Raw genomic sequence first — 25,539 nt, forward strand, 5'->3', positions numbered from 1 at the left:
CCGTCATGCGACCAGTTGGCTGCTCGCAATGACGACTAACAACCAACAGACTTTCAATTAACCCACACTCAGGAGAACTAAATGTCAGTCGTTATCCGCCTCGCTCGCGCGGGCACCAAGAAGCGTCCGGTCTATCACGTCGTTGTTGCCGACTCGCGCTTTCCCCGCGACGGCCGCTTCATCGAGCGTCTCGGCCATTTCAATCCGCTGCTGCCGAAGGACAATGAGTCGCGCCTGAAGCTCGACATGGACAAGGTGAAGTCCTGGCTCGCCAAGGGCGCGCAGCCGTCGGACCGCGTGACCCGCTTCCTCGATGCCGCCGGCATCGTCAAGCGCGCCGCGCGCAACAACCCGGAAAAGGCCGTGCCGCGCAAGGAGCGCAAGGCCGCCGAAGCCGCCGCGAAGGCGTAAAACGTAGCGGCGCACGACGGTGAAAACACCGATTTGCGTCGCCCGGATCGGCGCCGCGCATGGCGTGCGCGGCGCGGTAAAACTGTGGACATTCACCGAAGATCCGCTGGCCGTAAAGCAATACGGCCCGCTGATGACCAGCGACGGCGCGCGCCAGTTCGAGGTGACGCATGTCCGCGAGGCCAGGGACCACCTGGTGGCGACGTTCAAGGGCATCGCCACCCGCGAGGACGCCGAACGGCTCAACGGCATCGAGCTCTATGTCGCGCGCGACAAATTGCCCGAGACCGACGAGGACGAATATTACCACGCCGATCTGATCGGACTTGCGGCGGTCAACGCTGCCAACGATTCGCTCGGCCGTGTCGTTGCGATCCACAATTTCGGCGCCGGCGACATCATCGAGATTGCGCCGCCGCGGGGCGCCACCATGCTATTGCCTTTCACCAATGCGGTCGTGCCGACGGTCGATCTCGCCGGCGGCCGCGTTGTGATCGAGCTGCCGCAGGAAATCGAAGGCGACGAAGCCCCGACGCTCACGTGATGGGTTTGATATGACCTGGCGCGCCACGGTTCTCACCTTATTCCCGGACATGTTTCCCGGACCGCTCGGCGTCAGCCTGGCGGGCAAGGCGCTGGCGTCCGGGCTGTGGTCGCTGGAGGCGCGTGATATCCGCGATTCAGCCACCGACCGCCACCGCAGCGTCGATGACACCCCGGCCGGCGGCGGGCCCGGCATGGTGCTCCGCGCCGACGTGCTGGCGGCTGCGATCGATACCGCCGATGCCGGTCAGGATCGGCCGCACCTCCTGATGAGCCCGCGGGGTCGGCCATTGACCCAGTCGCGGGTCAAGGAACTCGCCCTCGGGCCGGGGCCCCTGATCGTCTGCGGCCGGTTCGAGGGGGTCGACCAGCGGGTGATCGAGGCGCGGAACCTCGAAGAGGTCTCGATCGGCGACTACGTGCTGTCGGGTGGCGAAATCGCCGCAATGGCTCTGATCGACGCCTGTGTGAGGCTTTTGCCGGGGGTGATGGGCAAGCAGGCCTCGGGCGAGGACGAAAGTTTTTCCGACGGACTACTGGAATACCCCCAGTTTACCCGCCCGCAAGAGTTCGAGGGCCGCGGTATCCCCGAAATCCTGATCTCGGGCGACCATGCCAAGGTGGCGGCCTGGCGAAGGGCCCAGGCCGAGGCCCTGACCCGGGCGCGGCGGCCGGACCTGTGGGCTGCCAAGCCCGGCCAAAAAGCCACAAAAAACAAGACAGACGGGTGACAAGCGCGGCCCGATGCCTTATACGAGCGCCAAATCCGCGCACGCGCATTTTCAGGCAAAGTGGAATCCGGTTTGCCGTCCGGAAATGCGCTAACTCGTTAGAAGTGCGCGTATTCTTTTCGCAAAACCGGTGTCCACTTTTGCGGAATACGCGCTACAGGATAGATGGACGTCGCGCAGCCCGCTGCCGGGCGCGCCGCCGATGGAGATTTCAATGAACCTCATTCAACAGCTCGAAAAAGAGCAATTCGAAAAACTGTCGGCAACCAAGTCGATTCCGGAATTCGGCCCCGGCGACACCGTGATCGTCAACGTCAAGGTGGTCGAAGGCGAGCGCACCCGCGTGCAGGCCTATGAAGGCGTCTGCATCGGCCGTTCCGGCGGCGGGCTCAACGAGAGCTTCACCGTCCGCAAGATTTCCTACGGCGAAGGCGTCGAGCGCGTGTTCCCGGTGATGTCGCCGATGATCGACTCGATCAAGGTGGTGCGCCGCGGCAAGGTGCGTCGCGCCAAGCTGTATTACCTGCGCAACCTGCGCGGCAAGTCGGCCCGCATCGTCGAGAAGCAGGACCGCGCCGCTGCCGTCGGCGAGTAATTTTTCCCGAAACGGGATGTGACAAAAGCGCGGGGCAAAAACCCCGCGCTTTTTTGTTGCGCTATGCCTATCTAGGCAATGCCCCCTGCCGCATCGATTGATTGTGGCGGCCGAGGAGCCTGTGTTAGAAATTCAGAATGGTTCTAGATCGCACCAGCGCCGCCTTCGGCTCCATCAGAAGGATCGTCATCGACGATCGCTCGCGCCTGCCCGGCCGGTTCTTCGGACGGTTCGCGACTTCGGCGACGTCAGAGCTTACGCGCGCAGCTTGATGCTGCGCTGACGTCCATTGCTGGCGCGCGTTCCGCGCTCAACCGCTCACACAGAATTTCCTTTGGAGCTTACGCTCATGTCCAAACCGACCACGCTGTATGACAAGATCTGGAACGACCATCTGGTGCACGAAGCCGAAGACGGCACCTGCCTGCTCTATATCGACCGCCATCTGGTGCACGAGGTGACCTCGCCGCAGGCGTTCGAAGGCTTGCGCGCCTCCGGCCGCAAGGTGCGCGCGCCGGAGAAGACGCTGGCCGTCGTCGATCACAACGTTCCGACCACTGACCGCACCAAGCCCAATCCCGATCCTGAAAGCATCGAGCAGATCAAGGCGCTGGCCGAGAATGCCAAGGAGTTCGGCGTCGAATACTACGACGAGTTCGACAAGCGCCAGGGCATCGTGCACGTGATCGGCCCCGAGCAGGGCTTTACGCTGCCCGGCACCACCATCGTCTGCGGTGACAGCCACACCTCCACCCATGGCGCGTTCGGCGCGCTGGCGCACGGCATCGGCACGTCTGAAGTCGAGCACGTGCTGGCGACGCAGACGCTGATCCAGAAGAAGGCGAAGAACATGCGCGCGGTGGTCGACGGCAAATTGCCCGACGGCGTCACCGGCAAGGACATCATCCTCGCCATCATCGGCGAGATCGGCACCGCCGGCGGCACCGGCTACGTGCTGGAATATGCCGGCGACGCCATTCGCGCGCTGACGATGGAAGGCCGCATGACGGTCTGCAACATGTCGATCGAAGGCGGCGCCCGCGCCGGCCTGGTCGCGCCGGATGAAAAGGCGTTCGAATTTCTCAAGGGACGCCCGAAGTCGCCGAAGGGCGCCGACTGGGACGCCGCGATGCGCTACTGGGAAAAGCTGCGCTCGGATGAAGGCGCGCATTTCGACCACGAGATCCGACTGGACGCGGCGAAGCTGCCGCCGATCGTGACCTGGGGCACCTCGCCCGAGGATGTGGTGTCGATCTCGGGCTTCGTGCCCGATCCTGACAAGATCGAGGACGAGGCCAAGCGGCTCTCAAAACATCGCGCGCTGAAATATATGGGCCTGACGGCGGGGACGAAGATCACCGACATCAAGCTCGATCGCGTCTTCATCGGCTCCTGCACCAACGGCCGTATCGAGGACCTGCGCGCAGCGGCGAAGATCGCCGAGGGCAAGACGGTAAATGCCCACGTCAATGCGATGATCGTGCCGGGCTCCGGCATCGTGAAGGAGCAGGCGGAAGCCGAAGGCCTCGACAAGATCTTCATCAAGGCCGGCTTCGAATGGCGCGAGCCCGGCTGCTCGATGTGCCTTGCGATGAACCCCGACAAGCTGGCGCCGGAAGAGCGCTGCGCTTCGACCTCGAACCGCAATTTCGAGGGTCGCCAGGGCTTTAAGGGCCGCACCCATCTGGTGTCGCCGGCGATGGCCGCGGCAGCCGCGATCGCCGGGCATTTCGTCGACGTCCGGGACTGGCGTTAACACTTTCTTTGTCTAGATTGCGAGGCGTTCCCGCAACGCTGCGTTAACAGGCAGAGCGCACACTGGTCCCTTGCGAAGGAGTTTTCGCGAGGGACTTTGGCCGTGACGGACAAGCCTGAATTTGTCGATATGATCAGCGAGGCGACGCGGCAGGCGCGACGCCGGATGACGTCGCGCATCGTCGACCTGCAGCCCGTCGCCACCAAGGAAGCCTCCCGCCTCAGTCACTGGCCGCCGGAACACTGGCAGCAATGGCGGATGGAGAAGCTCACTCCGTGGAAGATCAAGCCTTGGGAAGGTAAGGACTGGTAGTCCGCAACATTCCCTGCCCCGAGAAAACAGGCGCCCGATTGGGGCGCCTGTTTCGCTTCTGCTCTCACCAATAACCGTAGTAGCGGGCGTGCCAGTAGGGCCGATACCAAGGTCTGCAGATCCTGCGCGGTCCGTAATAGGTCCAGATCACGCGGCAACGGCGGGGATAATAGTAGGCCGGGTAGTACGAGTAGTACGAATAGTAGGCCGGCGCATAGTAGAATCGACGATGGAAGAAGCGCCGGTGGCCGAAGTGTGGCCGATGGAAGACGTGAGGCCGGTGGAACGCGTGACGATGTACGAAGCGATGTCCGCCGCCATGGAAGACGGGCGCCGCACGAAAACCTCCACGGTGGATCGCCACCCCACCACCTCGGAACCCACCGCCGTGAAAGGCCGCGCCGCCACCGCGGAAGCCGCCGCCATGAAATGCCGCACCGCCGCCGCGGAAGCCACCGCCATGGAAACCGCCGCCGCCACCGCCGCCGCGGAAGCCACCGCCGCCACCGCCACCGCCACGGAAACCGCCGCCGCCCATCCCACCGCGGTGTTGAACCTGGGTAGCCAGTCCATCGGTTGCATATTTCGCTGACTGCGCCGTGCCCGGGCTCGCAAGCGAAAGCGCCTCGGCGCGCTGTTGTGATGCCGCTGCGAGCGCGAACACCGCCGCAGCCGTAACGCCCAGACGGCGGACAAGGCCGCGTCCGGGATCCGATATCGACATGGGTGAATCCTCCCTAACCGGCGACGGCGCCTTGCGCCGCACTGCGGTTGGCCCCGTCGCATCCCTTTGCGGTCGCTCCCAACGTGACGTTAGAGACAGCCACGTGAACGCGCCATGAATGCGCTGTGCATTATGATCAACGCATCGCAGACCTTCAGCTGCGATGTCTCACCACCAGAGCGGTCCAAACCCGATGCCGAAGGTGAACGGCGCCGGTGTGTCATAGGGATATGGCCGATAGTAGACCGGCCGTGCGTAATAATAAGGCCGGTAGTAGTGCGAACGATGATAGCCATAGTGCCGATGGGAGCGCCTGACATAGCGGTGTGCGCTGAAATCCGTGGCACCGGAAGTGCCGGCACTCTGCAGTTTCGTCTGTGGCGCCGCGGCGGCCGGATTGATCGCTGCCGGTGCGGCAACCACGAGCGCAGCGACAGAGGCTGCCCCGATCAAGCTCTTCATGACGGACTTCTCCCTGCCAATCTCGATGTCAAAGACATCGGGCAGAAATCTCGCCGGTTTCAAGGCGACGGCTCCAATCGAAACAGGCCCGCATATGAACGGGCCTGCTCGGTCGCTGCGTCTGGCTGTCGCACTTACCAGCGATGCCAGTGGCGATGATGGTGATGATGGTGGTGGTAGCGATGATGCCAGCGGTGCCACCGATAATGATGGTGGTGGCGATGGTGCCGCCAATGAACTTCCGTCGTCGCCAGCCTGGCGTCCTCCTGAACCGCGGCGGCGCCACCGGGATTGCTGAGCGACAGCGCATTGGCGCGTTCGACTGGCGCAGCGAACGCAAGCAATGCGCCAACGGCCGCAAGTCCCAGCATTTTCGTGAACTGCATAAATCCTCTCCTTGGATCGGGTACCACGTCTGCGTCGAATTGCTCGCCGCAACGCTGCACGCAATCTGGCGCCCGCGACTTGAATAGCCGCTGAATGAATGCGCCACGAAGATGAACGGATGCCGCTGCTTTCGCTGTGATCTGCGCGCGCAGATAACGCGCCTATCACCGTGATGGATTCACGGCGATCGCGACGGACAACGCATCAACGACAAATGGAAGCGTTCAGCCGCGCCGCCAGTAGCAGTTCATGCGCGGAGTGATCACCGTGCCGCTCGGCCGGTACTCCTGCACGTAATGCGCGGTGCAGTCGCGAACGGCATTGGGGCCGGGGTTGTAGCGCGGCCAGACGTCGGGCGCCCATTCCTCCTGCCGATAGATCGGCACGCGCCGCGACGGACGGCGGCGCTGGGCGGATACATCCGTGACAACCGGCTGCGGTGCCTGTGCGATCCGCAGTTCCGGCGCTGCCGTCTGGGCCTGCGCTACCGCACCCGGCAGCAGGAGCCCCGCAAAAACAGCCCAAATTGCAACCGTCACAATCCGTTTCATCTTAAGCCCACCCAAGCCTGATAGCGCCCGCACGGTCTCCGATTGGAGCGCCGAGGTCAACTCCGCAAAACCATTATGCGCTGGGACATAACACACGCTAAATACGTCCTGATGTGGACCGAAGCAAAAGCCCCCTCGCTCGCCGAGATGGAAGCCATGGCGCATGAAGTGTTCGAGCGCCTGCCAAAGACGTTTCGAACCCTGTGCCAGGGCGTGATCATCCGCGTCGACGACTTTCCGACCGACGAAGTCCTGGACGAGTTGCAGGCGCAAAGCGAATTCGACCTGCTCGGCCTGTTCCAGGGGATCGGCCTGCCGCAGCAGAGCAATCAGGACGTCGCCCGCCTACCCAACATGATCTGGCTCTATCGCCGGCCTATCCTGGACTACTGGGCCGAGCACGAGGAAACGCTGGGCCACATCATCCGCCACGTCCTGATCCACGAGATCGGGCACCATTTCGGACTTTCGGACGCCGATATGGAGGCGATCGAGGCCAACGCGGGCTAGGGCTTCCCCCGGACAGGCCGCCTGTTTGTCCGAAACGCGCCAGAACAGGCGGCCTATGCGCAAATTAGCCTTTTGCCGGGGCCATATTCGCGATAAATCAGCGGCCCGTCCCACCTTTTCAACCGGGAAGTGCGATCGATGGAAAAGTTCACCACATTGGAAGGCGTAGCTGCCCCCCTGAAGATCATCAATGTCGACACCGACATGATCATTCCGAAGCAGTACCTGAAGACCATCAAGCGCACCGGCCTTGGCAAGGGCCTTTTCTCGGAACAGCGCTACAAGGACGACGGCAGCGAGAATCCGGACTTCGTGCTCAACCAGCCGGCCTATCGCAACGCCAAGGTGCTGGTCGCCGGCGACAATTTCGGCTGCGGCTCGAGCCGCGAGCACGCGCCGTGGGCGCTGCTGGATTTCGGCATCCGCTGCGTGATCTCGACCTCGTTCGGCGACATCTTCTACAACAACTGCTTCAAGAACGGCATCCTGCCGATCCGCGTTTCGCAGGAAGACCTCGACAAGCTGTTCGACGACGCCGAGCGCGGTGCCAACGCCACGTTGACCATCGATCTCGCCAACCAGGAGATCCGCGGTCCCGACGGCGGCAAGGTGAAGTTCGAGATCGATCCGTTCCGCAAGCACTGCCTGATGAACGGCCTCGACGACATTGGCCTGACCATGGAAAAGAAGTCGTCGATCGACGACTACGAGGCGAAGCTGAAGAAAGAGCGCGCCTGGGCGTGATTGTGCTAGGAGAGCCCCGACCAAATCGGGGCTCTTTTCATATGTGCGGAGGCGACGCGAATGCGGCCTGACGTCGTCACCTTCTGGCACGGCCGGCTCGACGGGTTGCGGCTGACCTGCCTCCGGTCGCAGGTCGCCGCCGGCCACAGGGTCACCGTCTACAGTTTCGATCCCTTGCCCGGCCTGCCCGACGGCGTCAGCAATGCTGAAGCAGAAGCGATCCTGCCGCACTCCTTTTCTGAACGGTTGCGCCCGCCCGAACCGGACGGTAGCTGGCGCGACTGGACCATCCTGCAGTTCAGCGATTTCTTCCGCATGCGGCTGATGGCCGAGCGCGCCGGGCTGTGGCTCGACGCCGACGTGCTCTTGCTCAAACCGATCGATATCGATCCGGCCAAGCCCTATTTTGCGTGGGAGCGCCGGCGCCAGCTCGGCAACTCGGTGTTGTACCTGCCTGCGAATGATCCGATCGTGCGGGCCTTCGAGGACCTGATGGAGCAAGAGGATCTGACGCCGGACTGGCTGGCGCTGCGCCATCGCCTCACCTTCATGCTGCGCCAGTTGCGCCACAGGTCGAGCCGCCTTTCCGACATTCGCGTCGCCATCTACGGCCCCGCCGCGCTCACCGCGCTCGCCCGCCGCTCGAACGAATTGCAGCACGCACTACCGAAACAGTCGTTCTACGCGGTGCACGCCGAGCCGAAGCTGTTCTTCGAGCCGACAGATTTTGCGGGCCTGCTCGCCGATCCCGAAATTATCGGTCTGCACATCTCGCCAAAGGGCCGCGGTGGTCAGGCGCCGATCCCGGGCAGCCTTTACGCATGGGCGGTGGAGAAGTTCGGCAGATAGTTTTGTCGGGGGCACCCTTCCCTTCTCCCCTTGTGGGAGAAGGTGGATCGCTGACGCGCAGCGGCAGCGAGACGGATGAGGGGTCTGTCTCCGCGGAGAGAACCCCTCATCCGGCGCTTCGCGCCACCTTCTCCCACAAGGGGAGAAGGAAAAGAGCGAGCCGTGCGGGCCGCGCTCCCAAATTTGATCCAGCGCAATGACGTGCGCAGGCTTTGCGCTCACCATGGGACATCAGACCCAAGGGAGCCGTGCCATGACCGTTCAGGAAAAGCCCTATCCAACCGTCAGCCGCATGGTCGATATCTTCGGCGAATGGCTGAAACGCCAGCGCGAACTTAGGGAAATGCGCGAGATGGACGCCGCGAATTTCGGCCAGATCGCGAGCGATCTGCGGATGTCTTCCGCCGATCCTGAGGCGCTGGTCCGCCAGGGTCCGCGTGCCGCTGATGAACTGCCGAAGATGCTGACAGCGCTCGGTATCGACCAGGTGAGTCTATCGCGCACCGAGCCTCTCGTGCTCCGTGACATGGAGCGCGTCTGCTCCATGTGCATCCACAAGCGCCAGTGCGAGCGCGATCTCGCTGCCGGCACGGCGGCTGCGCATTATGAGCAGTATTGCGGTAATGCCGACACGATCAACGGCCTCGGCCCGCGGGTCATTTCGTAACGCGCGTGCTCTCTTCCTCCTCCCCTTGTGGGAGAAGGCAAGAACGCTACTAGCAAAAGATTTCAGTGCCCCATCGCAGCGATTGCATCCGCAATCGCGATCGTCCGCCGCGCCATGTCGGCGTGGAGCCGCTCCACCATCCGTCCGTCGAGCTGGATCGCGCCGCGCGAGGCGTTTTCCGGCTGTTCGAACGCCGCAATAATCTTGCGCGCCTGCTCGACCTCCTCGGCCGGCGGCGTGAAGATGGCGTTGCAGGCCTCGATATGGCTCGGATGGATCAGCGTCTTGCCGTCGAAGCCGAGATCGCGGCCCTGCGCGCATTCGGTGGCGAAGCCGTCGATATTGCTGATGTCGCTGTAGGGACCGTCGAGAATTTCGAGCCCATGCGCGCGCGTCGCCAGGATGCAATGCGTGATCATCGGGATCATCGCCGCGCGGCCCGGCTGCATCCGGATCCGCGTCTCCCGCGAGATATCATTGGGCCCGAACACGAAGCCGGCGAGCCTTGTTTCGGAATCCTTCGATGCCGCTGCCAGCTTGTCCGCATCGAGCACCCCGCGCGCGGTCTCGAGCATGGCCCAGACCCGGATCGACATATCGGCGTTGATATCGCTCAGGCGGTTCGCAATGGCGTTGAGATCGGCAACGGTGGAAATCTTGGGAACCAGAATGCCGTCGGGCCGGGCCTTGCCCGCCATGGTGACGTCCTCGACCCACCACGGCGTATCGAGACTGTTGACGCGGATCAGCACCTCGCGCTTGCCGAAGCCGCCGGCCGCAATCGCCTTGGCGATCTGGTCGCGGGCCATCGCCTTGGCGTCAGGCGCCACCGAATCCTCAAGGTCCAGAATGATGCCGTCGGCGGACAGATTGCGCGCCTTCTCCAGCGCCCGCGCGTTCGATCCCGGCATGAACAACAGGCTGCGGCGCGGACGGGTCATGGGCTGGTTTCCTCTGGGGCGTTTTGAGCCCCACGCCCTAACATTTCAAACCCAGGTCCGAAAGCCTTGTTCCGGTCATCGGCTTGTGGTTAGGCAGGACCCAGAACAGGCACAGGCAACATGACAACGTCATTCCCGCAACATCTGCTCGACGGCTACCGGGCCTTTACCTCGCAGCGGCTGCCCACCGAACAGACGCGCTACCGGGAACTTTCCGAGCGCGGCCAGTCGCCCGCCGTGATGGTGATCGGCTGCTGCGATTCCCGCGTCTCGCCGGAAGTGATTTTCGATGCCGGCCCTGGCGAGTTGTTCGTGGTGCGCAACGTCGCCAATCTGGTGCCGGTCTATCAGCCGGACGGCGGCGCCCACGGCGTTTCGGCGGCGCTGGAATATGCCGTCAACGTGCTCCGTATCAGGCACATCGTCGTGCTCGGCCACGCCCAGTGCGGCGGCATCCGCGCCTTCATCGACAAGATCGACCCGCTGTCGCCGGGCGATTTCATCGGCCGCTGGATGGCGATGTTCATCAAGCCGGGCGAAATCGTCGAGCAGCGCGAGCGCGAAACGATGCAGGACTTCACCGTCAGGATCGAAAAGGCCGCTATCTTCCGCTCAATCGAAAACCTGATGACGTTCCCGTTCGTGCGTTCCCGCGTCGAGCGTGGCGAGATGGAATTGCACGGCGCCTATTTCGGCGTCGCCGAGGGCTCGCTGTTCGTGCTCGATCAGGAAGCGAAGGAATTCCGCAGCGTGCGGGAAGCGGCGTAGGTGCCGTAGGGTGGGCAAAGGCGCAACGCGCCGTGCCCACCATCTATCGTCGACCGCAATGCTGAATGGTGGGCACGCTTCGCTTTGCCCACCCTACGAATTCCCCTTACGCCGCCTTCTTCTTCGCGCTGATCAGCTTGCGGTTGATCAGGCATTCGGCGATCTGCACCGCATTCAGCGCAGCGCCCTTGCGCAGATTGTCGGAGACACACCACAGCGCGAGGCCATTCTCCACCGTCGCGTCCTCGCGGATGCGGCTGATATAGGTTGCGTCCTCGCCGGCCGACTCATAGGGCGTGACGTAGCCGCCGGGCTCCTGCTTGTCGATGACGAGGCAGCCCGGCGCGTTGCGCAGGATGTTGCGCGCTTCATCGGCGGTGATCGGATTCTCGAACTCGACGTTGACGGCCTCGGAATGGCCGACGAACACCGGCACGCGCACGCAGGTGGCGGAGAGCTTGATCTTGGGATCAAGAATCTTCTTGGTCTCCGCCATCATCTTCCACTCTTCCTTGGTGTAGCCGTCCTCCATGAAGACATCGATGTGGGGGATGACGTTGAAGGCGATGCGCTTGGGGAATTTCTTGTTGACCAGCTCGTCATTGGTGTAGACGGCCTTGGTCTGCGAGAACAGTTCGTCCATCGCATCCTTGCCGGCGCCGGAGACCGACTGATAGGTCGCGACCACGACGCGCTTGATGACGGCCTTGTCGTGCAGCGGCTTCAGCGCCACCACCAGCTGCGCGGTCGAGCAGTTCGGATTGGCGATGATGTTCTTCTTGGCAAAACCCTTGGCCGCGTCCGCGTTCACTTCCGGCACGATCAGCGGCACGTCCGGGTCCATCCGCCAGGCCGACGAATTGTCGATCACGACCGCGCCGGCGGCGGCGATCTTGGGCGACCATTCCTTCGACACCGAGCCGCCGGCCGACATCAGGCAGATATCGACGTCGGAGAAGTCGTAGTGCTCGAGCGCTTTGACTTTCAGGGTCCGGTCGCCATAGGAAACCTCGACGCCGACGCTGCGGCGCGAGGCCAGCACCACGACCTCATCGGCGGGGAATTTGCGCTCGTCGAGTATGTTGAGCATTTCGCGCCCGACATTGCCGGTCGCACCGACGACAGCGACTTTGTAACCCATCGTTCACTCTCCGAGGAAAAATGCCGCCCCGCCGCCTCAGGCGGAAAGGGAGAAGGCAGCGCTTCTATGCGAGAAACGCCCTTATGACAACGTGTGACGGTTGCGTTTGGGCGTTTGATGCATTCGTTTCCGGCCAGAACGGCCAATTTCCAATATAGGGCGAGAATTCACCCGGCGCTGGCAAGCTTTGTGGACGAAGTCTGCGGCACGCTGGCACGGCTCTGCGCCTATCTGATGACGCTGGCGCTGATGGCCATTGGCGGTATCGCGCTATGGCAGCATCTCCCGGAAGTCACGGCGACGGAGGCCTCGCCCAAGACCTGGAGCCAGGCCGGACGCACGGCGCCGGCCTTTGCCGTCAGCCAGTTCGTTTTTCCAGGCAAGACAGAGACTTACGAAATTTTCAGACACCCCGAGGGCGGCCGCAAGGACGTGTTCCACTGGAGCGGCGCCGGCGGTACGCCGGTTGCTGAACTCGAAATCTATCGCCCGGGTGAAGAAATCGACCAGGTCGGCTCGGCGGCCGGCTACCTCGCCGCACGGATGGATCCGCCGGGCGCACGCGAGCTGGAGGCTGCCGGAATCATTGACAGCAAATTCGGCGCCGTGACCCTGTTTCGCCGCGTCGGCGGCACCGAGGCCGCCCGCGCCTGCCTGCGATTTTTCAAACATGTCGATGAACCGAAATTCCGTCTCTCGGGCTGGTCATGCCTGGGCGAGGATGTCCCCGCCCGCCGCGCCGCGATCGGCTGCATGCTGAATCGGCTGGTGCTGCTGACGGCCGGCAGCGACGCTAAGCTGGCGGAATTGTTTGCCCGCGCCGAGGTCAGGCGCAGCGACTGCGGGACATCGGGCGCACCGGTCTTGTCCGCGGACTGGGTGATGGGCGCGGATAATCCGCGGCTGCGCGGCGCCCTGTAGCCCGGCGTCGGCGGGGCTAAGCCTTCGGCCGCCCCTGACAATTGTGGCAGCAAGCGGCCAAGACACTGGTTTTCATGAAACTTTTTCGCTTCGCGAGGTATTATTCCGTCGCGGTGTGGCGCAATTGACCTAGCGACGATAGTCCCGCCGTGGCTACAATGTGCACAACCACAGATTTGGCGATCCGCCAGCCCGTCACGGGCGGACAATGACGAGGATGCAATGACCCGAAAATTCCCTGCTGCGAGCAAGCTCGCGATGATGCTTGCTGCCGCCGCCCTCGTCGCGGTCAGCGCGACCTCCGCCAGCGCCCAGTCCAGGCAGCAATATGACCGGGACGGCCGCCCCTATTACGGCGCGAACGGTCCCAATCGCTCGTACCAGCAGGGCCGCACTCGCGTTTACGTCACCACCCGCTCCTGGCTCGATGCCGGCACCGAAGTGTTGCCGGGCGACCGCAAGTTCCAGGACTACGCGTTTCCGTCGCCGTTCGGGTACCCAACGTTCGCGCGCGAAAACCTGAACCGCCCGATCGACCGCCAGCCGCTTAACCCGCCGTCGGACATGGGTGGCTACCCGCTGACCGTCCCGCTCCCGCCGTATTGAGCGGGATTCGCCAGATGAAAAAATGCTCGGTCGAGACCGGGCATTTTTTGTGACCTTCAGCGAGCGAACGCCGGATCGTAGCGCTCACAAAACTGATCGATCGCTTCTGAGCGAAAATCGCTCAGGCGCTCGAAGATGATCTCATCGGGCCAGTCCCACCAGGCGATACGGCGGAGGCTTTCGGCAACCGCATCCGGAAAGCGCTGACGGATCGGGCGCGCAGGAACGCCGCCGACGATGGTATAGGGCGGCACATCACGACTGACGACAGCGCCCGCGGCAATGACAGCGCCGTCGCCGACCGTCACGCCCGGTAGCAGGATGGCGGCGTGGCCAATCCAGCAATCGTTGCCGACGATCACCCGGTCGCTTCGACGCTCCGCAAAGAAATCGCGATCCCGCGTCGCCGTCGCCTCGTAATATTCCGGGCAATAGGTGAAACGATGCTGGGACGGACGGCCCATCGGGTGGTTCGGGGCGCCGATCCGGACCGAGTTGGCGATTGCCGTGAACTTCTCGATCACGGCGTCGGCGACCTCGCAATTCTCCCCGAGATAGGAGTAGTCGCCGAGCGAGGCATATTCGATGCGCGTATTGCCCAGGACTTCGCAACGCCGGCCGATCTTCGCCTCGCGCAGGCGCACCGTTTCATGGATGATTGTTTCCGCGATCTTGGGTCGATGCGACGCGTCCATGAACCGGCTCCGATGAAGTACAGCGCGTAGCCCGGATGGAGCGAAGCGAAATCCGGGAATCCTGCCGCCGCTTGCGAGATAGGCCCCGGATTTCGCGGAGCCTGTCATCGGGCGCGCATTCGCGCGACCCGTTGGCTCCATCCGGGCTACGACCTTACATCACTCACGCGTGCAGCTTCTGCAACTCCTTCAAAATAGCCTCGCCCATCTGCGTGGTTGAGGCAGCCGTCGTGCCCTCGGACTTGATATCAGCAGTACGAAGACCGCTGGCGAGCACGGCGGCGATCGCCGCGTCGACCTTGTCGGCCAGCGCGCCCATATCGAAGGAATAGCGCAGCGCCATTCCGAACGAGGAGATCATCGCGATCGGGTTGGCGAGGCCTTGGCCTGCGATATCGGGGGCGGAGCCGTGCACCGGCTCGAACAGCGAGCGGCGCTTCTTGGTCTTGGCGTCAATCTCGCCGAGCGAGGCCGAGGGCAGCATGCCGAGCGATCCCGTGAGCATCGCCGCGATATCGGACAACATGTCGCCGAACAGATTGTCGGTTACGATGACGTCGAACTGCTTTGGCGCCTTCACCAGCATCATGCCGCCGGAATCGGCGAGTTGATGCTCCAGCGTCACGTCCTTGTATTCGCGCGCATGCACGGCCGTCATGACCTCGTTCCAGAGCACGCCCGACTTCATGACGTTGCGCTTCTCCATCGACGTCACCTTGTTGCGGCGCTTGCGCGCCAGATCGAAGGCGACGCGGCCGATGCGCTCGATCTCATAGGTGTCGTAAACCTGGGTATCGATGGCGCGCTTCTGGCCATTGCCGAGATCGGTGATGGTTTTCGGCTCGCCGAAATAGACACCGCCGGTCAATTCGCGCACGATCATGATGTCGAGGCCCTCGACCGCCTCGCGCTTCAGGCTGGAAGCCTCGGCCAGCGCCGGGTAGCACACCGCAGGCCGCAGATTGGCGAACAGGCCGAGATCCTTGCGCAGCCGCAGGAGACCAGCCTCGGGCCGCACCTCGTAGGGCACGCTATCCCACTTCGGACCGCCAACCGCGCCGAAGATGATGGCGTCCGCGGCCTTGGCCTTGTCCATGTCGCCTTCGGAGATCGACACCTTGTGCGCGTCATAGGCGGAGCCGCCAACGAGCCCCTGTTCGGTCTCGAATTTCGCGATGCCTTGCGCGTTGATCCAGTCGATCAGGCGCTGCACCTCCCCCATCACTTCGGGGCCGATACCGTCGCCGGGGAGAAGCAGCAATTTATGGGTCGCCATGGTCGTTTACCTCGATATTGCTGTTTGTCGTCATTGCCGGGCTTGACCCGGCAATCCATCCCGCTTCGCAAAATCTTCTGAAGATGGATGGATGCCCGGGTCGAGCCCGGGCATGACAAGCGAAGGAAATCCGGGCGGAGTGCTAAAACGCCGGAAGCGGATTGGCAAGGCATCGCAGACAGGTCAAAAAAGCAGGGAACGAGCAGCCCGCAAGCCCCCTCAAGAAGGCACCAAGACGGACCTCATGACCGCAGCCATTATCTACGCCTTTGCCTCGGCGTTCTTCCTGGGCGCCGGGGTCGTCCTGGCGCAACTCGGCCTGCGGACCGTCGATCCGCTATCGGGAGCCGCGATCAGCGTTCCCTCCTTCACGCTCCTGTTCCTTCTGCTGTCGCCGCTGATCCTCCAGGGCGAGCCCGTGGTCTGGGCCGGCCTGCCGATCTTCATCGCCATCGGCCTGTTTTTTCCGGCCTCGCTGACGCTTTTGACGTTTGCCTCGAACCGGGCGCTTGGACCCGTCATTACCTCGACACTCGGCAACCTCGCGCCGCTGTTTGCGGTGGCGACGGCGGTGATTCTGCTGCACGAGCCGCTGCAGCCGCCGCAACTGCTCGGTCTCCTCGTTGCCGTCGCCGGTGCCGCGATCATCACGGTAACCCGCCCTCGCGACCTCGGCCATTGGCGGAGCTGGGCACTGTTATTGCCACTGTGCAGCGCGCTGATCCGCGGCATCGTGCCGCCGGTGGTCAAGCTCGGGCTTGCGGTCTGGCCAAGCCCGCTCTGGGCCTGCCTGGTCGGCTACGTCATGTCGTCGCTGGTGGTGCTGTCCGTTCAGCGCGCCCGCACCGGCAGCTTTTTGGTGCCGGCCCCCCGCGCCGGGCTTTTCTGGTTCGCCATGACCGGGATCAGCAATGGACTGAGCGCGCTCACGCTGTTCGCAGCGGTCCGCAACGGCCCGATCACGCTGGTGGCGCCGCTGGCTGCGATCTATCCGCTGGTCACGGTGGGCTTAAGCGCCGTCGTGCTGAAGCACATCGAAATCACCGCGCGCATCGTGGCGGGCACCGCGCTGACCGTGCTCGGCGTCGTGCTGGTCTTGATCGGCTGATGCCGTTGCAGGATTGGCACGACACTGTTGCGAACGGCGCACCTGTGCAATGCCCGCGCTGCCTGCCAGAATAACGGATTGCCGGAGCCTGACGTGCGATTCCCACACATTCACCAGACATACGCCCATCCCGCGCGGCTAATCCTGATCCTGTCGCTGGCACCCACCGTCGGGCTCGGCATCGGCCGCTTCGCCTATGCGCTGGTGTTGCCTGATATGCGCGATACGCTGCTCTGGTCCTATTCTGCGGCCGGTTTCATGAACACGGTCAATGCGGCCGGCTATCTCGCGGGCGCGCTGCTCGCCTCGCGCATGATCCGGCGATTTGGCCTGGTCGCTTCGGTGCGCTGGGGAACGCTGGCTTGCGTGTTGTCGCTGGCGCTGTGCGCCATCACGGGCAATTTCTACGTCCTGAGCTTCGCGCGGCTGCTGGCGGGCGTCGGCGCCGCGGCCGGATTCGTCTGCGGCGGCACGCTCGCTGCGACCATTGCGCAGTCGCGGCCCGAGCGGGCGAATTTTCTGCTCAGCCTGTTCTATGCCGGACCCGGGATCGGCATTCTCGCATCCGGGCTGGTCGCCCCGTTTGTACTGCAAGGGTTTGGGCCCGGCTCGTGGTGGATCGTCTGGTGGGCGATGACGGCGCTTGCGGTCGCCATGACGATCCCGGTGCTGCTCGCGCCGCTTCATGACGGCGCGACGGCTGCCGCAACGGCAACGGCCAGATTCGCGATTGCCCCAGTCGTGATCTACCTCGCCGGCTACTTCCTGTTCGGCGCCGGCTATATCGCCTACATGACCTTCATGATCGCCTATGTCCGCGATGCCGGCGGCGGCGCGGCCGCCCAGAGCGCGTTCTGGAGTCTGATCGGCATCAGCGCATTCGTGACGCCGTGGGTGTGGCGGCGCGTACTCGCGCTCGATCGCGGCGGCCTCGCCACCACGATCATTCTCGGCGTCAATGCGATCGGCGCCGCATTGCCGATCTTCGGACAATCGGTGTGGCTGCTCGCGATATCGGCGCTCGTGTTCGGCGTCGCCTTCTTCGCCGTGGTCGGCTCTACCACCGCCTTCGTCCGCTTCAACTATCCGCCGCAGGCCTGGCCGACAGCGATTGCGGCGATGACGATTTCATTCGGCATCGGCCAGGCGCTCGGCCCGATTGTGGTCGGCGCGATCACGGACGCCGTGGACAGCCTGTCGTTCGCGCTGAACGTTTCCGCCGCAATGCTGGCGCTGGGTGCGGTGCTGTCGGCGTTTCAGGGAAAGGTGGAGCAGAAAGCGTAGGCCACTCGATGGATGATCGAAGCAGCACTGACCGCGAAGCAAAATTCAGTGTTACCCGGCCGGCGCCGACAAATGCTTCGATGCGACATGGACGCCAAGCGCGATCAACGATCCGACGAAAACACTGATCAAAGTGAAGCCCAACGCGGAAACCGTGCTAAACATCACCGTTCCCTGTAACGCCCCCAGGAAAACGCCCACCGGCCCCAGCAGGATTTCTATCTTCGTCAGATTCGGAAGAGACAAGTAAAACTCCCCGAAGACTGCGCAGAAAAATGAAATAAACAGCGTGAAGAAGGCGGTCCGAAGGATTGCAAAAGTTCCACCGGCCATTCTTCGGGCTAGGCTGGCATAGGCCTTGGTCGGCCAGATCCAGTAAGCGAAGGCGGCCGACAGGAGCATCGGATAATAGACCGGCGTCCAGGGAATGGCTTGCGGAATCGGTCGGTCGAGATCGACGCCCCCAATCACCTTCGGCTCGGTCGGGTAACCCAGGATCATGCTAAGGAAGTAGGCAAGAAAGAGCGCGAACAGCGCCGCGGCGATTTTGCCGGCTCTTGTAGCCATCATGGTTTCACGTCCGAAAAACGGGGCAGGTCGGCGTTCGGCTGCATCGGGCGCTTGCCGGCGTCTAGCTGAATTTGCAGCAGTTCAGCGTTTGACAGTTCCTTGGCCAGCTCGGCCATGCGTGCACGGGCCTTGTTGTTGCGGCCATCGCGGTTTGCGAGCTGGTACATAGCGTAGATGGCCTTGACATCGCGGCGACCAAAGCCGTTGTCGAGAGTGGTCGCATAGGCCATTGCACAGGCGGGGTGCTCGGTGCGCTCGACGCACTGGTTCAGGAACGCAACGCCCTTAACCATGTCCTTTTGGCCCGAACGGGCGGCGAATTCCGTGTAGTACATTGAAAGCGTCAGCAGCGCCGTCGGTTCGTTCTGCTCTGCGGCGCGCTCGAGCCATTTCAGCGCGCTGGACGGATCGTCGGAAATCCCCTGCGCATAGGCTTGCATCCGGCGCACGCCCACGAATGCCAGCGCCTCGCGATAGCCTTGAGCGGCGGCCTTTTCCGTCAGCCGATCAGCCTCGAGTTCATCCTTCGCAACGCCCCGGCCAGTGAAATAGAGCTCGGCGAGGTGGAACGATGACTTTGCATCACCGCGATCGGCGGCGAACTTGAAATATTTCGCCGCGCGACCGGGATCGATGCTGCCCATCCATCCCGAAAGATAGCCCTGGCCGGCGATGCGAGAGGACTCGATGTCGCCCTTGGCGGCAGCGTTTCGAATGAGCTTCTGACCTTTCTCGAGGTCGTGCTGAATGCCGGGAACGCCGATGATGTGCAGCACACCGAGTACCGCCATCGATTTGGCGTCGCCCTTGCCCGCGGCCTGTTCGACATAGAGAACGCCGCTGCGTAGCGCGCCGTTCTGCGGCTGCGCCATCGTCGCCAGCCCGCGGACCAGCAACACATGGGCATCGTCCGATCCGGCCGTCTCGAGCAATTCCAGCGCCTTGAGCGAATTCTTGGCGCGATAGGCCCGCCATGCTTCCATCAGCATGGTCCGTTGCGGCTCCGGGTCGCCGGCAAAAATTCGCTCGTCGAGCCCGAGGTCGCCGAGTTGCGGCACCATGCTGGTGTTGCGGCGCGCCAGCTTTGTAATATCACTCTGCGACCTGACATCCAGATCGGTCAACTCGGCTGGTGCCACCGCGGTTCGCGCCGCATTGCCGATGCCCGAGAATGACTGCAATCCGTGAATGAACAGCAGCACGATGCCGCCAATGACGGCGAACTCGCAGAAGCCGCGGAACGTGGCGTTGCTTGCATAGAGATCAAGGAAGAGGCGGAAGGCGCTCTTCCGTTGACCCTGCAGGATATGCGATTGACCGGCCATGATCAGCCAGCGGTCGCGCGTTGCAGGCGCGCTGCGAACTGTTCGCGATGGCCGGCGGCGGCCTCGACACGGACACGCTCGCCGTCCTGCATCAGCCGGATTTCGACAGCACCGGCGGCGCGCGCGTCGATCAGGCCGTCGGTGATCTGACGTTCGATGGCGCGCGTCATGTCGCGGACGCCGCCCTGCATGCGGCCGGAGAGCGCGTCGATGGCCTGCATCAGGATCCGTGGATCGATGCCGCCGCCGGCGATCCGAAGGTTGAACTGCAGCGCGATGGCTTCGATCTCCAGCGCAACGACGCGCGCGATGTCCAGCCCCTTGAGCGGCCGGAACGCGAAGACGTCGTCGATCCGCGACAACACTTCGGGCGCGAACTGGGCATCCGCCAGCGCACCCTTCGCCAGGCGCCCGAGTTCCTCCGCAGTCTCGTTGCTCTGCTCGGCGATCTCTCCGATACGTCGCGAGGCGGCGTTGGTGGTGAGAATGAAGATCGCTTCATTGGTCGCAACGCGAGCGCCGTCGCTGACCTCGGTGATGAAGCCGTCGTTCCACGCGGTGAGGAAGCGCTTGTGCACTTCCGAATGGGCCTTCTCGAACTCGTCCAGCAGCACGATCGCGTTTGGCACGTCGCGCAGCGCCGCCGTCATCGAGCCGTAGCTATTGGAGCCAACATAGCCGCGGGCCTGGCCGAACAGGCTGGCGGCGGCGTGCGGCTGACCGAACTGGCTCATGTCGAAGAAGTGCAGATGACTGCGCCCGCCATAGAGCTCTTCGGCCAGAATTTTAGCGAAATGCGTCTTGCCAACGCCAGGTGCGCCGGCGAGGCAGAACACGGCGACCGGCTTGTCGAGCCGCCGCGCGGCGATGCGCCGCCGCAATTGCTGGGCGATCGCGCGGATGGCCTCGTCCTGGCCGACCACGCGCGCGCTGATGCGCGCCGCGAGATCCTCGGCGTCAATCGTGATCAAGCTCTGGGCTCGCTTCTCATAAGCTTCCTGCAGACTAGTCTTGTTGGAAAGCCGATCCAGAATATCCATGACAAACCCCGGGAGATAAGAACCACGATAGAGAAAGATGGCGATGGCCGCGCCGGCCGCGCCGATCACCAGCGTGACGGCGAGCGGGGCGGAGGCGTGGTCGATGGTGATGAGGGCGAGAAGCAAGAGCAGCCGGCCGAGCCAGGGCGACATTCCCATCATGGCACCACCTCGATCCGTTCGCCTGGCCGGAGAATGCGCATCGGCATCGTGCCGCTGCTGGTCGCAAACGCCACGGTAACGCCGCCGCCTTGTCCGTCGCGTAGCGCCGTGACGCCGATCGGACCGCTATCTGCCAGCGCTACTGCAACCGGTGTCCAGCTCTTGGTCAGCACGATCTGCTGCGTCAGCCCGGAGGCCTCGACCGCGATCGTGTCGCCGTCCGGATCCATGCTGTCGGTAAAGACGATCCAGCCAAGTCGCTGGCGGCGTTCGACCACCGCCTGCGCGATCTCGGCGCGTTGCGGCGGTGCGACTTTCAGCGCGGCGACCGCCGAGGCGACGGCAGCGCGATCATCGGGTGAAACGAAGGTAACGACATTGGCCGAGAGGTCTTCGGGGCGGGAGGGAATTTTCGTGGTGGCCTTGCTGTCGCCGTCCGTGGCGGCAAAGACGCCGCCGCCGATCAGGCCAAGCAGCAACATCGCCGGCACGAACGACGACACCTGCTTGGCAGGGAGCGCCAATGGAAGCTCGAGCTGCGGCTCGCTATTTTCGGATGGCATGCGGGTTCCCCGGAGATTGCGCGGAGAGGTTGCATGGGGATTCCCAGCGCAATGTTAATTTGGCCGGCATTCCTATTTCGCGACGCAAGGCAGGGTTAACGACCAGCTAGCGGATTGCATCAACTTGGAATGGTCGGAGCCGAGCGGATCGGCGTTGCCGCTGCAAAGTTCAAAGCCATCAGTGAATAGCTATGCGTCGCACCGTCTCGATTGAAAGCCTTCGAATCAGCATGACGGTGCGCTTAACCGACACTTCATTGTTCGTAAGTCATCCTGGCGCATGGCTTCGGGCGCGCCGCCAACAAATACGGAAACCGTCGTGCGGAAAAGCTGCATGCATATGACCGGGCCTGCCATTCCGATCGTTTCGAAAAGCCCTTGGCAGGTATTCCTGGGCGCTTGGCGCGGCGATCCGAGTTTTCGTGGATTTTTCGAGTTCAGCGTCATCGGCGCTGTCGTGCTCTGCTTTCTCCACGGACTGAACCTGCATGGTCTGAATTTCATGGGGCCGAACTCGAGCCTTCCCGCGCCGCGTGCAGCCGACCCTGCGGTCCAATCCAATCGCTCCAATAGTTGGACGCTGCCGACGATCCAGGAAGTCATGTTCGACGAGAATTATTTTTCGGAACGAACAGAGCCACTCCGCTCTAAACTGATCGCAGCGACCGCGGCGATCAGGACCGGCGACATCGGTCGGGTCGACAGCCTGCTGACAGGTACAGACGCGGATGACCCCTCGGTCCAGCTAATACGGGGAACCGTCGCAGTCGCATCGCCCGACCCGCGGATCCATGCGAAAGGTGCCGAACTGCTCAGGCAATCGGCGTCCCAAGGCGACACCAACGCGAAGTCCGTGCTGGGTGTCGTGCTGCTGGCCGGTCGCGGCGGCCTTTCCAGGGATGCCGACCTTGGGCGGCAGTATCTGCAAGAGGCCGCTGACGCAGGAGATGGCAAGGCGGCCTACTTGCTCGCAGATGGATTTTTCACCGGCTGGGTCGGGCGGGTTGATCCCGTGCGCGGGGCGGCGCTGCTGCGCCGCGCCGCCGAACAAGGCGACGTGAAGGCTATGTTTCAGTACGCCATCATATTGATCAAGGGAATTGGCACCGCCAAGAACACCGCTGACGGTGAGACCTGGATGCTCAAGGCCGCTGAGCTCGGTCATCGCGGCGCGCAGTCTGAATTTGGGCTTGCCAGGCTCGCCGACTACAACCAGCAGCTCACCACGGATCCTGGCCCGGCCATCCAATGGTTGTCACGCGCAGCCGAGCAGCGCGACGCCAACGCTATGTTCTGGCTCGGCACATTCTATCTGATGTCCAAGGCCTATCACGCTCCTGAACGCGGCGCGCAGCTATGGAAAAAATGCAGCGAAGAGACGTTGGACGATCGCTGTACGTTTGCCTATGCGACGGCGCTGGAAACCGGCCAAGGCGTTCCAATTGACCTTGTGCAGGCGGCTGCATTCTACCGATTAGCGAATGACGCCAAGCCGACGTCGCATGCCGCGGAGCGCCTGACAAACGTGGAAAAGCAATTATCGAATTCTGACGCAAAAAATGCGCGTGAAGTGGCACGCCAGATCCGGGAGCAGTTCTTCCGCACAAACCGACTGACGATATCGAAAGGACTTTCGCCGTTGTCGACGCGATAGAGCATGATCGGGCAAAGCAGAGCCTTTCAGGGACCGGCCACTGAAGATAGCCTTGCGCGACGCGCGTGGGGTGGCCAAGATCACGACCAAAGTAGCGCCAACTCCCGCTAAACGAATTAAACCCCTGGTCCTCCCGGAAGCCTCCCTTGTAGCCGCATAACTCGGATGCGTCGGGCCCAAAGGGAACAAGCGCCGGCGGCAGTTTGCGGAATAAAGTGATGTCTCTTTGTGGTAAGGTGCCTACTCGGCGACGCACGTAAGCAGCACTAAGCCAGACAGCTAACATCCCAAAGCAATCGGCGACTCAGCTGGGGGAAGCGATCATGGAGCAGGGACGAACCGGCATGACCTATTTCGATCTCGGGCCGTACAGCCGCAAAATCACCACCTCATCACCTGACGCTCAGCTTTGGTTCGACCGGGGCCTCAACTGGCTGTTCGGGTTCAACCACGCCGAAGCGATCAAGTGCTTCCAGAAGACGCTGGAGCACGACGCCGAATGCGCCATGGCGCACTGGGGCATCAGCTATGCCGCGGGTCCGAACTACAACCTGCCCTGGGTTCGCTACGATCCGCTCGGACGGCAGATGGCGCTATCGGCATCTTATGAAGCCATGCAGGCCGCCCTTGCGCATGCCGGCAAGGCGAGCCCGGTCGAGCAAGCGATGATCCAGGCCCTCCGCGCGCGCTATCCGCAACGCGAGGCGATCGACGATATGGCGCCTTGGGACAAGGCCTACACCAGGGAAATGCGCAAGATCTTCGATGCTTATCCCGACGATCTCGACGTCCGGGCGGTCTTTGCCGAGTCGCTTATGAACGAGACGCCGTGGCAGATGTGGGACCTGCCCTCCGGCAAACCGGCGGGAGCGGGCACCGAGGAATGCAGGGCGGTGCTGGAATTCGCGCTCGAGCGGGTCCCCGCTGCATGGGATCACCCGGGCCTATTACATCTCTACGTCCACCTGATGGAGATGTCGCCGTTTCCGCAAGCCGCACTGCGCGCCGGCGACCGCTTGCGCGAGATCGTCCCGGATTCCGGCCATCTCATCCACATGGCGACACATCTCGACGTGCTGTGCGGACACTACAAGGACGTCCTTGTCTATAACCAGAAGGCGCTGGCGACCGACCGCAGGTTCCTCGCCTATTCGGCGGACCCGGGTGTCTACCTCGTCTATGTCATTCACAACTTCCACTTTGCGATCTACGGCGCCATGTTCCTCGGCCAGTACACGCCCGCCATCGCGGCGGCCGAGGAACTGATCGCCACGATTCCCGAGGCGGTGTTGCGGATCGAATCGCCGCCGATGGCGGATTTCCTCGAAGGCTATCTGACGATGAAGCAGCACGTGCTGGTGCGCTTCGGCAAATGGCGCGAGATCATCGCACAAGAACTCCCGGCGGATCGCGACCTCTACTGCTCGAATGTTGCGATGATGCACTACGCCAGGGCGGTCGCTCATTCGGCGCTCGGCAATGTCGCCGAAGCCGAGACGGAGAAGGCCTTGTTCATGGCGGCGAAGACCCGCGTGCCCGAGAGCCGCCGCGTCCACAACAACAAGATCGTCGATCTCCTGGGCGTGGCCGAAGCGATGCTGGACGGCGAGCTGGAGTATCGGAAGGGCAACCATGACACGGCCTTCGCGCACCTGCGCAGGTCGGTCGAACTCAGCGACGGACTGCCCTATGACGAGCCGTGGGGATGGATGCAGCCGACCCGACATGCGCTAGGGGCGCTTCTCCTCGAGCAAGGACGGATCGAGGAAGCCGAGGCGGTATACCGCTCCGACCTCGGGCTTGACGGCAAGCTGAGCCGCGCCTGCCAGCATCCCGACAATTTGTGGTCACTGCACGGCCTGCACGAATGCCTGGTCCGTCGCGGCGAAAAGGCCGAGTCGGCGCTGATCAGGCAGCGGCTCGACCTGGCGCAGGCCCGCGCGGAGATTCCGATCAAGGCGTCCTGCTTCTGTCGTCGCATGGACATGGCGGCCGCGTAATCGTTCGCGGCGCCGCAATGGGCACGCAGCGAAGGCTCGGCGGTTGTTGCCGGCGGCATCCTATGACAACATCCAGGCTTCGGTGTTTATGACTTCTGGATGCCTATGCCACGGCGGAAATATACTTGGGAAAAACTGTCGGATGAGCAGCTGCTCAAGCAACGCCTCAGCAGTCTGAGGGTGACGGTCGAAGACACCTGGCTCGAAGATTGTCTCAGCGCTCTCTATGAAGAGCTCGGAGCG

At 63.1% G+C, this 25,539-nt stretch carries 29 protein-coding genes; 19 read left to right on the plus strand and 10 right to left on the minus strand.

The window, feature by feature from the left end:
* Positions 1-81: 81 nt before the first annotated feature.
* The 7 genes from rpsP to AC0QUY_RS25690 all read left to right on the plus strand — a co-directional run bounded on the left by rpsP (position 82) and on the right by AC0QUY_RS25690 (position 4,940).
* The gene (gene rpsP / locus AC0QUY_RS25660) at positions 82-411 is read left to right on the plus strand and encodes a 30S ribosomal protein S16 (RefSeq protein WP_057837802.1); all 330 of its coding nucleotides are present in this window, start codon (positions 82-84) and stop codon (positions 409-411) included.
* Positions 412-430: 19 nt separating this feature from the next.
* A complete protein-coding gene (gene rimM / locus AC0QUY_RS25665) occupies positions 431-955 on the plus strand; it encodes a ribosome maturation factor RimM (protein WP_161850844.1) in 525 nt (174 codons plus the stop codon).
* Positions 956-965: 10 nt separating this feature from the next.
* A complete protein-coding gene (trmD, locus tag AC0QUY_RS25670; RefSeq protein ID WP_475388981.1) occupies positions 966-1,685 on the plus strand; it encodes a tRNA (guanosine(37)-N1)-methyltransferase TrmD in 720 nt (239 codons plus the stop codon).
* Positions 1,686-1,899: 214 nt separating this feature from the next.
* A complete protein-coding gene (gene rplS / locus AC0QUY_RS25675) occupies positions 1,900-2,280 on the plus strand; it encodes a 50S ribosomal protein L19 (protein ID WP_057837799.1) in 381 nt (126 codons plus the stop codon).
* 349 nt (positions 2,281-2,629) lie between these two features.
* Positions 2,630-4,036: a 3-isopropylmalate dehydratase large subunit gene (gene leuC / locus AC0QUY_RS25680; protein ID WP_161850846.1), complete on the plus strand. Its 1,407-nt coding sequence runs from the start codon at positions 2,630-2,632 to the stop codon at positions 4,034-4,036.
* A 102-nt stretch (positions 4,037-4,138) separates the two neighbouring features.
* The gene (locus tag AC0QUY_RS25685; protein ID WP_475388982.1) at positions 4,139-4,348 is read left to right on the plus strand and encodes a hypothetical protein; all 210 of its coding nucleotides are present in this window, start codon (positions 4,139-4,141) and stop codon (positions 4,346-4,348) included.
* 229 nt (positions 4,349-4,577) lie between these two features.
* Positions 4,578-4,940 (plus strand): hypothetical protein, encoded by a 363-nt coding sequence (locus AC0QUY_RS25690; RefSeq protein ID WP_475388983.1) that lies wholly within the window; start codon positions 4,578-4,580, stop codon positions 4,938-4,940.
* 300 nt (positions 4,941-5,240) lie between these two features.
* Here the strand turns inward: AC0QUY_RS25690 and AC0QUY_RS25695 are convergent, their stop codons facing one another.
* Complete coding sequence (locus tag AC0QUY_RS25695; RefSeq protein ID WP_475388985.1) at positions 5,241-5,534, minus strand: hypothetical protein; 294 nt, start codon at positions 5,532-5,534, stop codon at positions 5,241-5,243.
* A 155-nt stretch (positions 5,535-5,689) separates the two neighbouring features.
* On the opposite strand from AC0QUY_RS25695, the gene AC0QUY_RS25700 reads away from it, so the two are divergent.
* The gene (locus AC0QUY_RS25700) at positions 5,690-6,007 is read left to right on the plus strand and encodes a hypothetical protein (protein WP_475388986.1); all 318 of its coding nucleotides are present in this window, start codon (positions 5,690-5,692) and stop codon (positions 6,005-6,007) included.
* A 138-nt stretch (positions 6,008-6,145) separates the two neighbouring features.
* Here the strand turns inward: AC0QUY_RS25700 and AC0QUY_RS25705 are convergent, their stop codons facing one another.
* The gene (locus tag AC0QUY_RS25705; protein ID WP_475388987.1) at positions 6,146-6,472 is read right to left on the minus strand and encodes a hypothetical protein; all 327 of its coding nucleotides are present in this window, start codon (positions 6,470-6,472) and stop codon (positions 6,146-6,148) included.
* A gap of 111 nt (positions 6,473-6,583) precedes the next feature.
* On the opposite strand from AC0QUY_RS25705, the gene AC0QUY_RS25710 reads away from it, so the two are divergent.
* From AC0QUY_RS25710 to AC0QUY_RS25725, 4 genes are all read left to right on the plus strand, one after another.
* On the plus strand, positions 6,584-6,982 hold the full coding sequence (locus AC0QUY_RS25710) for a metallopeptidase family protein (protein WP_161856292.1): 399 nt from the start codon (positions 6,584-6,586) through the stop codon (positions 6,980-6,982).
* A 138-nt stretch (positions 6,983-7,120) separates the two neighbouring features.
* Positions 7,121-7,726: a 3-isopropylmalate dehydratase small subunit gene (gene leuD, locus AC0QUY_RS25715; RefSeq protein WP_065744777.1), complete on the plus strand. Its 606-nt coding sequence runs from the start codon at positions 7,121-7,123 to the stop codon at positions 7,724-7,726.
* Between the two features lie 60 nt (positions 7,727-7,786).
* Positions 7,787-8,575: a glycosyltransferase family 32 protein gene (locus AC0QUY_RS25720; RefSeq protein ID WP_475388989.1), complete on the plus strand. Its 789-nt coding sequence runs from the start codon at positions 7,787-7,789 to the stop codon at positions 8,573-8,575.
* A 253-nt stretch (positions 8,576-8,828) separates the two neighbouring features.
* Positions 8,829-9,242 (plus strand): hypothetical protein, encoded by a 414-nt coding sequence (locus AC0QUY_RS25725; RefSeq protein WP_475388990.1) that lies wholly within the window; start codon positions 8,829-8,831, stop codon positions 9,240-9,242.
* A gap of 62 nt (positions 9,243-9,304) precedes the next feature.
* Here the strand turns inward: AC0QUY_RS25725 and AC0QUY_RS25730 are convergent, their stop codons facing one another.
* Complete coding sequence (locus tag AC0QUY_RS25730; RefSeq protein WP_475388992.1) at positions 9,305-10,183, minus strand: HpcH/HpaI aldolase/citrate lyase family protein; 879 nt, start codon at positions 10,181-10,183, stop codon at positions 9,305-9,307.
* A gap of 120 nt (positions 10,184-10,303) precedes the next feature.
* Here AC0QUY_RS25730 and AC0QUY_RS25735 point away from each other — a divergent pair, with 120 nt between their 5' ends.
* Positions 10,304-10,951 (plus strand): carbonic anhydrase, encoded by a 648-nt coding sequence (locus tag AC0QUY_RS25735; protein WP_475388994.1) that lies wholly within the window; start codon positions 10,304-10,306, stop codon positions 10,949-10,951.
* 106 nt (positions 10,952-11,057) lie between these two features.
* Here the strand turns inward: AC0QUY_RS25735 and AC0QUY_RS25740 are convergent, their stop codons facing one another.
* A complete protein-coding gene (locus AC0QUY_RS25740; RefSeq protein ID WP_475388995.1) occupies positions 11,058-12,092 on the minus strand; it encodes an aspartate-semialdehyde dehydrogenase in 1,035 nt (344 codons plus the stop codon).
* A gap of 189 nt (positions 12,093-12,281) precedes the next feature.
* Here AC0QUY_RS25740 and AC0QUY_RS25745 point away from each other — a divergent pair, with 189 nt between their 5' ends.
* Both AC0QUY_RS25745 and AC0QUY_RS25750 read left to right on the plus strand, forming a co-directional pair.
* Positions 12,282-13,013 (plus strand): hypothetical protein, encoded by a 732-nt coding sequence (locus AC0QUY_RS25745; protein WP_475388996.1) that lies wholly within the window; start codon positions 12,282-12,284, stop codon positions 13,011-13,013.
* 222 nt (positions 13,014-13,235) lie between these two features.
* Positions 13,236-13,619, plus strand: coding sequence for a hypothetical protein (locus AC0QUY_RS25750; RefSeq protein WP_475388998.1), 384 nt, complete (start codon positions 13,236-13,238; stop codon positions 13,617-13,619).
* 56 nt (positions 13,620-13,675) lie between these two features.
* Here the strand turns inward: AC0QUY_RS25750 and AC0QUY_RS25755 are convergent, their stop codons facing one another.
* The gene (locus AC0QUY_RS25755; protein WP_475389000.1) at positions 13,676-14,314 is read right to left on the minus strand and encodes a DapH/DapD/GlmU-related protein; all 639 of its coding nucleotides are present in this window, start codon (positions 14,312-14,314) and stop codon (positions 13,676-13,678) included.
* 163 nt (positions 14,315-14,477) lie between these two features.
* The gene (gene leuB / locus AC0QUY_RS25760) at positions 14,478-15,590 is read right to left on the minus strand and encodes a 3-isopropylmalate dehydrogenase (RefSeq protein WP_475389002.1); all 1,113 of its coding nucleotides are present in this window, start codon (positions 15,588-15,590) and stop codon (positions 14,478-14,480) included.
* A gap of 244 nt (positions 15,591-15,834) precedes the next feature.
* Here leuB and AC0QUY_RS25765 point away from each other — a divergent pair, with 244 nt between their 5' ends.
* The gene (locus tag AC0QUY_RS25765; RefSeq protein WP_475389004.1) at positions 15,835-16,698 is read left to right on the plus strand and encodes an EamA family transporter; all 864 of its coding nucleotides are present in this window, start codon (positions 15,835-15,837) and stop codon (positions 16,696-16,698) included.
* A 93-nt stretch (positions 16,699-16,791) separates the two neighbouring features.
* Entirely contained in the window at positions 16,792-17,982 is a 1,191-nt protein-coding gene (locus AC0QUY_RS25770) for a YbfB/YjiJ family MFS transporter (protein ID WP_475389006.1), read from the plus strand.
* Between the two features lie 51 nt (positions 17,983-18,033).
* Here the strand turns inward: AC0QUY_RS25770 and AC0QUY_RS25775 are convergent, their stop codons facing one another.
* The 4 genes from AC0QUY_RS25775 to AC0QUY_RS25790 are packed head-to-tail and all read right to left on the minus strand — an operon-like array spanning position 18,034 to position 21,642.
* A complete protein-coding gene (locus tag AC0QUY_RS25775; RefSeq protein ID WP_475389007.1) occupies positions 18,034-18,549 on the minus strand; it encodes a hypothetical protein in 516 nt (171 codons plus the stop codon).
* Positions 18,549-19,877, minus strand: coding sequence for a tetratricopeptide repeat protein (locus tag AC0QUY_RS25780; RefSeq protein WP_475389009.1), 1,329 nt, complete (start codon positions 19,875-19,877; stop codon positions 18,549-18,551). The genes AC0QUY_RS25775 and AC0QUY_RS25780 overlap by 1 nt, the downstream gene beginning before the upstream one ends.
* A gap of 2 nt (positions 19,878-19,879) precedes the next feature.
* Complete coding sequence (locus AC0QUY_RS25785; protein ID WP_475389011.1) at positions 19,880-21,079, minus strand: AAA family ATPase; 1,200 nt, start codon at positions 21,077-21,079, stop codon at positions 19,880-19,882.
* The gene (locus AC0QUY_RS25790) at positions 21,076-21,642 is read right to left on the minus strand and encodes a hypothetical protein (protein WP_475389012.1); all 567 of its coding nucleotides are present in this window, start codon (positions 21,640-21,642) and stop codon (positions 21,076-21,078) included. Before AC0QUY_RS25790 ends, AC0QUY_RS25785 begins: the two co-directional genes overlap by 4 nt.
* Before the next feature lie 280 nt (positions 21,643-21,922).
* Here AC0QUY_RS25790 and AC0QUY_RS25795 point away from each other — a divergent pair, with 280 nt between their 5' ends.
* Positions 21,923-23,296, plus strand: coding sequence for a tetratricopeptide repeat protein (locus tag AC0QUY_RS25795; protein ID WP_475389014.1), 1,374 nt, complete (start codon positions 21,923-21,925; stop codon positions 23,294-23,296).
* 323 nt (positions 23,297-23,619) lie between these two features.
* Positions 23,620-25,296: a tetratricopeptide repeat protein gene (locus AC0QUY_RS25800; RefSeq protein ID WP_475389015.1), complete on the plus strand. Its 1,677-nt coding sequence runs from the start codon at positions 23,620-23,622 to the stop codon at positions 25,294-25,296.
* The last annotated feature ends 243 nt before the right edge of the window (positions 25,297-25,539 follow it).

Source organism: Bradyrhizobium sp. WYCCWR15520 (genome assembly GCF_056174665.1).

What these genes read in the sequence shown, in the direction of transcription:
- rpsP (WP_057837802.1), top strand. Translation starts at nt 82, where the DNA reads ATGTCAGTCGTTATCCGCCTCGCTCGCGCGGGCACCAAGAAGCGTCCG.
- trmD (WP_475388981.1), top strand. Translation starts at nt 966, where the DNA reads ATGACCTGGCGCGCCACGGTTCTCACCTTATTCCCGGACATGTTTCCC.
- rplS (WP_057837799.1), top strand. Translation starts at nt 1,900, where the DNA reads ATGAACCTCATTCAACAGCTCGAAAAAGAGCAATTCGAAAAACTGTCG.
- leuC (WP_161850846.1), top strand. Translation starts at nt 2,630, where the DNA reads ATGTCCAAACCGACCACGCTGTATGACAAGATCTGGAACGACCATCTG.
- AC0QUY_RS25690 (WP_475388983.1), top strand. Translation starts at nt 4,578, where the DNA reads ATGGAAGAAGCGCCGGTGGCCGAAGTGTGGCCGATGGAAGACGTGAGG.
- AC0QUY_RS25695 (WP_475388985.1), bottom strand. Translation starts at nt 5,534, where the DNA reads ATGAAGAGCTTGATCGGGGCAGCCTCTGTCGCTGCGCTCGTGGTTGCC.
- AC0QUY_RS25700 (WP_475388986.1), top strand. Translation starts at nt 5,690, where the DNA reads ATGATGGTGATGATGGTGGTGGTAGCGATGATGCCAGCGGTGCCACCG.
- AC0QUY_RS25705 (WP_475388987.1), bottom strand. Translation starts at nt 6,472, where the DNA reads ATGAAACGGATTGTGACGGTTGCAATTTGGGCTGTTTTTGCGGGGCTC.
- AC0QUY_RS25710 (WP_161856292.1), top strand. Translation starts at nt 6,584, where the DNA reads ATGTGGACCGAAGCAAAAGCCCCCTCGCTCGCCGAGATGGAAGCCATG.
- leuD (WP_065744777.1), top strand. Translation starts at nt 7,121, where the DNA reads ATGGAAAAGTTCACCACATTGGAAGGCGTAGCTGCCCCCCTGAAGATC.
- AC0QUY_RS25720 (WP_475388989.1), top strand. Translation starts at nt 7,787, where the DNA reads ATGCGGCCTGACGTCGTCACCTTCTGGCACGGCCGGCTCGACGGGTTG.
- AC0QUY_RS25725 (WP_475388990.1), top strand. Translation starts at nt 8,829, where the DNA reads ATGACCGTTCAGGAAAAGCCCTATCCAACCGTCAGCCGCATGGTCGAT.
- AC0QUY_RS25730 (WP_475388992.1), bottom strand. Translation starts at nt 10,183, where the DNA reads ATGACCCGTCCGCGCCGCAGCCTGTTGTTCATGCCGGGATCGAACGCG.
- AC0QUY_RS25735 (WP_475388994.1), top strand. Translation starts at nt 10,304, where the DNA reads ATGACAACGTCATTCCCGCAACATCTGCTCGACGGCTACCGGGCCTTT.
- AC0QUY_RS25740 (WP_475388995.1), bottom strand. Translation starts at nt 12,092, where the DNA reads ATGGGTTACAAAGTCGCTGTCGTCGGTGCGACCGGCAATGTCGGGCGC.
- AC0QUY_RS25750 (WP_475388998.1), top strand. Translation starts at nt 13,236, where the DNA reads ATGACCCGAAAATTCCCTGCTGCGAGCAAGCTCGCGATGATGCTTGCT.
- AC0QUY_RS25755 (WP_475389000.1), bottom strand. Translation starts at nt 14,314, where the DNA reads ATGGACGCGTCGCATCGACCCAAGATCGCGGAAACAATCATCCATGAA.
- leuB (WP_475389002.1), bottom strand. Translation starts at nt 15,590, where the DNA reads ATGGCGACCCATAAATTGCTGCTTCTCCCCGGCGACGGTATCGGCCCC.
- AC0QUY_RS25765 (WP_475389004.1), top strand. Translation starts at nt 15,835, where the DNA reads ATGACCGCAGCCATTATCTACGCCTTTGCCTCGGCGTTCTTCCTGGGC.
- AC0QUY_RS25775 (WP_475389007.1), bottom strand. Translation starts at nt 18,549, where the DNA reads ATGGCTACAAGAGCCGGCAAAATCGCCGCGGCGCTGTTCGCGCTCTTT.
- AC0QUY_RS25780 (WP_475389009.1), bottom strand. Translation starts at nt 19,877, where the DNA reads ATGGCCGGTCAATCGCATATCCTGCAGGGTCAACGGAAGAGCGCCTTC.
- AC0QUY_RS25785 (WP_475389011.1), bottom strand. Translation starts at nt 21,079, where the DNA reads ATGATGGGAATGTCGCCCTGGCTCGGCCGGCTGCTCTTGCTTCTCGCC.
- AC0QUY_RS25790 (WP_475389012.1), bottom strand. Translation starts at nt 21,642, where the DNA reads ATGCCATCCGAAAATAGCGAGCCGCAGCTCGAGCTTCCATTGGCGCTC.
- AC0QUY_RS25795 (WP_475389014.1), top strand. Translation starts at nt 21,923, where the DNA reads ATGGCTTCGGGCGCGCCGCCAACAAATACGGAAACCGTCGTGCGGAAA.
- AC0QUY_RS25800 (WP_475389015.1), top strand. Translation starts at nt 23,620, where the DNA reads ATGGAGCAGGGACGAACCGGCATGACCTATTTCGATCTCGGGCCGTAC.